The sequence below is a fragment of the Kineococcus halophytocola genome (assembly GCF_041276425.1).
GTDB classification, from domain to species: Bacteria; Actinomycetota; Actinomycetes; order Actinomycetales; family Kineococcaceae; genus Kineococcus; species Kineococcus halophytocola.
In genome coordinates this window covers 1-4,053 of sequence record NZ_JBGFTU010000046.1, presented here as the reverse complement: position 1 = coordinate 4,053, position 4,053 = coordinate 1, and the positions used below count along the sequence as shown (strand labels likewise).

Genomic DNA, 4,053 nt, shown 5'->3' with positions numbered 1-4,053 from the left:
AGGACGCAGGCTACCGCCTGGATCTTGTACTCATCGGTGAAGTGTCGTCGGGTCGAGCCCATTGCTACCGCCTACTTTCAGGTCAGGCAGCCAATCCGAGTGTCCACCGAATCGGGAACGGTCCACAGGCGGCCAAGCGCTACTGCGCTGGGCTGACCAAGACGGGAGAACCCTGCCGGGGCTGGGCCATGCCCACCGGACCTCGCACCCGTGCCGACTACTGCCGAGCTCACGCCAGCGAGGACGACCGCGCGAGGTGGAACGCCTGGCGCGACGTCCAGGCCCACCCCGAACACCTAGCACTGGCCACATGAGGTGGCCACCTGCCCTGCCGCTACCCCGCTTCGACACGAGGACTCCATGACCCTGCTCGACCTGCCGATCGTCACAACGCCGGCCAGCTTCAGCGGCACCCTGCTGAACCACCAGCTGGGGGCTTTGGCCTTCGCCCAGACCAACCCCCGCACGCTGTGCGCGCTGGGCACCGGGCTCGGCAAAACCGCCACGGCCACCGGCCTGGCGGCCTGGTTGCTCGACACCGACCAGCTGCAGATCCAGGCCGATGCCCCGACCGTCGTGTACCTGACCGACGCACCCCTGGTGGAGCAGACCGCCGCCGAGGTGCGCCGGTTCTGCCCGCACCTGGCGGTGTCTACCACCAAGGACTCCCGGTGGAAGGCCACCGCTCCCGGTGCTCGGGTGCTGGCCACGTTCCGCCAGCAGCAGGGGCAGCGGCCCCTGGTGGTCATCGCCACCTACCAGTGGCTGTCCTCGCGCATCGGAACTACGGCAGCCAGCTGGGCTCCGGCCCTGCTGGTGCTGGATGAGGTGACCGCCGTCTCCGGGGGCGGTCCTTTGCAGCAAGCCGCACTGCAGCTCAGCGCCCGTTCCCAGCAGGTGCTGGGCCTGTCGGCCACCCCCTGGCAGTCCAACCCGCTGCAGGCCTTCTCCGTCCTGGAGACCATCGCCACCCCGGGCCTGTGGCCCCGGGGCCAGTTCGAGCGCGAGTTCCTGCGCTGGTCCCAGGCCTACGAGGTCAGCCCCGGGCGCTGGGTCCAACCCAAGCCCGAGGGCTTCGCCAGCTCCGCACACCAGCAGGCGTTCACCACCTACCTGCACCAGGTGATGCACCGCGTCAGCGCCGAGGAGACCGGGCAGCGTCTGCCCGAGCTGACCCGCTCGGCGGTCTGGGTGCCGCTGCACCCCACCCAGCAGAAGGCCTACGAGACCGGCAGCCGTATGGGCGGTTCAGCCGGCCACAAGCGCCAGGAGACTGCCGGCCGACACCACGAGGACGTCTCCTGCCTGGTCGATGAGTTGGTGGCACAGCTGACCGGCCCCTACGCGGGCCGTCAGGCCGTCGTCTACTGCGAGACGTTGGCTGTCCTGCCTCTGGCCGCAGCAGCTCTGGCCGCGGTGGGGATCTCCTCGGTGGCCATCGAGGGCAAAGTGCCGCAGGAGGAGCGGGAGCAGGCCGTGGCCAGATTCCGCGAGGGCCAGGTCCAGGTCCTGCTGGGCTCCTCAGTGTTGGAGCGCGGGCTGAACCTGCAGACCGCGAACCTGCTGATCTCCCTGGACTCGAGCTGGACCGATGACCGCGAGACACAGCGCGAGGGCCGCATCCGCAGGATCGGCTCCAAGCACGAGCAGGCTCACCACCTGGTGCTGCTGCCGGAGACCAAGCTAGCCCGCAGGAAAGCCGAACGGGTCCAGCTGCGCGCCGAGATGGCCCGCAGCGTCCTGGCCAGCCGGTGACGCTCGCACCGACTGGCAGCAACCGATGAGGAAGGCCCCTTTACAGGGGCCTTCCTTTGTATTAGTTGCTACATTCTTGGGGGAATCGCGTTGCTCGGTTGACAGTGGGTAGAGCACTTCCCGGGGCGGGACTCTGCCATTCATCGCTGAGATCGGCGACGTTCTTCTCGCCCTGATTGTCGCCATGCGGCCTGCTGGCCGTCCGACCACGACTGACCCCCTGCGCAGGTCAGAGCCCTGCAGGGCCCATAGGGGCATCAAAATGGCAAGGTCACGGGAGAACTAATCTTGGTCCTCCTGAGCCCGTCAGAGAGGTCCACAAGACCGCTTAGGGGCACACCTGGCGACAGGACGAGTCCCGAGGTCTGAGGGGACTTCCCGGTAGGTCATCTAGGGGTGCCACCAGGGCCGGACCACGCAGCCCAAAACAACCCTAGAATGCCAAAAAGATGCCAGTTCATGAACTAGTTCAATATTCTTGAGGCTGACCTCACACCCAACGAGCTATGACCGCGACGTCGCGCACCTCTAATCGCGCGTGCCGGCGGGGTAGGATTTAAGTGGTTTAAGGCATGGATGTTCCGCTCTAGGCGGCGCCCAGTCAGGAATATCTAATGTAGGGAAGATGAACATCAGACGCAATCCCCGCTGCCGCTTGCGCGCCGTCGATGGTTGCAGGGTTCCTTCCAGGTACAGTTACGGTATAGAAAGAAGATAGTGGAACATTAGCGGCAGTGAATTCATAGCGGCAAGGCCCCATAAGCCCACCGGCCTCTTGGTCATCCGGTATTGGATTAAGAATGCGCCCTTCAGTCAACGTGGCTACTCCAACAATTGCATCAGAGGCGTCTCTAATGGTGACTGTGCCGCCCGGCCGAATTCCCAGGTAGCGGTCAGCGTCCACGCTGCAGTCGCCAGGGGCACCGATGAGTCGCCCATCACCGTAGTGATCCGTCCAGTTGCCCTCCACCACTACACCGGACTTCCAGCTGACGGTCTCTTGAGTTGCAGCAATGGGCGCGTCCGTCAACTTCGCCTCACCAGAGCTCTGCAGGACCGCAGTAGGGCCAGGTGGCTGCAGATTTTTGCCCAGCAAGATGCCACCAAGGAGCAGAGTGCTTGCGACTGCCGCTCCAGCAACCACGCTTATCACTAAGACCGGCGATGTGCGACGACGCCCCGACCGCTCAGGAAGAATTTCCACGAATCGGTTATCGGCATCTTTGCCCGAAACCTTGAGGACGTCGGCGCTGACGAGGTCTTGTGATCATCTTCGGTAGCAGAGAACCGGTTCTCGCCAGATTAGCTCCATAATCTTGGACCCCCGGCATCAACCGCCCCGTACCATCGGCTGCCTGCGTGTCTCCACCGAGGAGCAAGCCGGCTCCCGCGCAGGGCTGGATGCCCAGCGCGCCGACGTCCTGGCCTTCACCAGCTTCCCGAAGGAGGTCTGGCGCCAGGTCTGGTCCAACAACCCCCAGGAACGGTTGAACCGGGAGATCCGCCGCCGCACCGACGTCGTCGGGATCTTCCCCGACCGCACCTCCCTGATCCGGTTGGTCGGGGCGGTGCTGGCCGAACAGGACGATGAGTGGGCCGAAGGGCGCCGCTACCTGGGCCTGGACCTGCTCGGACGCTGCCGGCTCACGCTCCTGCCCGGCGAGGGCGGGCAGACCACTCTGGTCCTGCCCGAGACCGCGCCGGAGGTGAACACCGACGTCACCATGCAAGCCCTACAGGGCTGACCCCAGGAAGCATCATGCGGCGAACGTCGTACATCACCTTCGTGGACTTGACCCATCGCAGACGACCTCACCGCCGATGCCGTGCCCACCGCTCGAGGCGGTGCCACCTGATCGTTCTCCTCCGCCCGAGCCGTCTACAAGTCCCAGGCTGCAGAAGACCTACGGTGCGAGAAGCTGACCCAGTGACTCCAACCCAAGGGTGGATGCTGGTAGCCCTCTTCGCCCTGGTCATGAGCGGCGTGGTCGTCGGGACCATTCGCCTGGCCGAGGTCGTCGTGGACCGCACCATCCGCCGTGCCCTGGCACCACTACATGCTCAGCTCGCGGAGTACCGCCAGCATCGACTCGATGCCTGACCGGATAGTGCCTCGAGGCATCGCCGATGCCATCGCAGACTTCGTGGAACGGCGGTCACGCACGCCGCACCTGGACCGTTCCCGATTCGGTGGACACTCGGATTGGCTGCCTGACCTGAAAGTAGGCGGTAGCAATGGGCTCGACCCGACGACACTTCACCGATGAGTACAAGATCCAGGCGGTAGCCTGCGTCCTG

2 protein-coding genes and 1 pseudogene are annotated in these 4,053 nt (G+C 65.1%); all 3 read left to right on the top strand.

Features of this window, described 5'->3' with window-relative positions; all coding sequences use genetic code 11:
* The first annotated feature begins 360 nt into the window (after positions 1-360).
* The 3 genes and pseudogenes from AB2L27_RS20020 (at position 361) to AB2L27_RS20010 (ending at position 3,856) form a co-directional block, all read left to right on the top strand.
* Entirely contained in the window at positions 361-1,755 is a 1,395-nt protein-coding gene (locus AB2L27_RS20020) for a helicase-related protein (RefSeq protein WP_370443255.1), read from the top strand.
* Between the two features lie 1,397 nt (positions 1,756-3,152).
* Positions 3,153-3,500 (top strand): annotated as a pseudogene (locus AB2L27_RS20015) (transposase); the annotation flags it as partial.
* A 203-nt stretch (positions 3,501-3,703) separates the two neighbouring features.
* Complete coding sequence (locus AB2L27_RS20010) at positions 3,704-3,856, top strand: hypothetical protein (RefSeq protein ID WP_370443254.1); 153 nt, start codon at positions 3,704-3,706, stop codon at positions 3,854-3,856.
* The last annotated feature ends 197 nt before the right edge of the window (positions 3,857-4,053 follow it).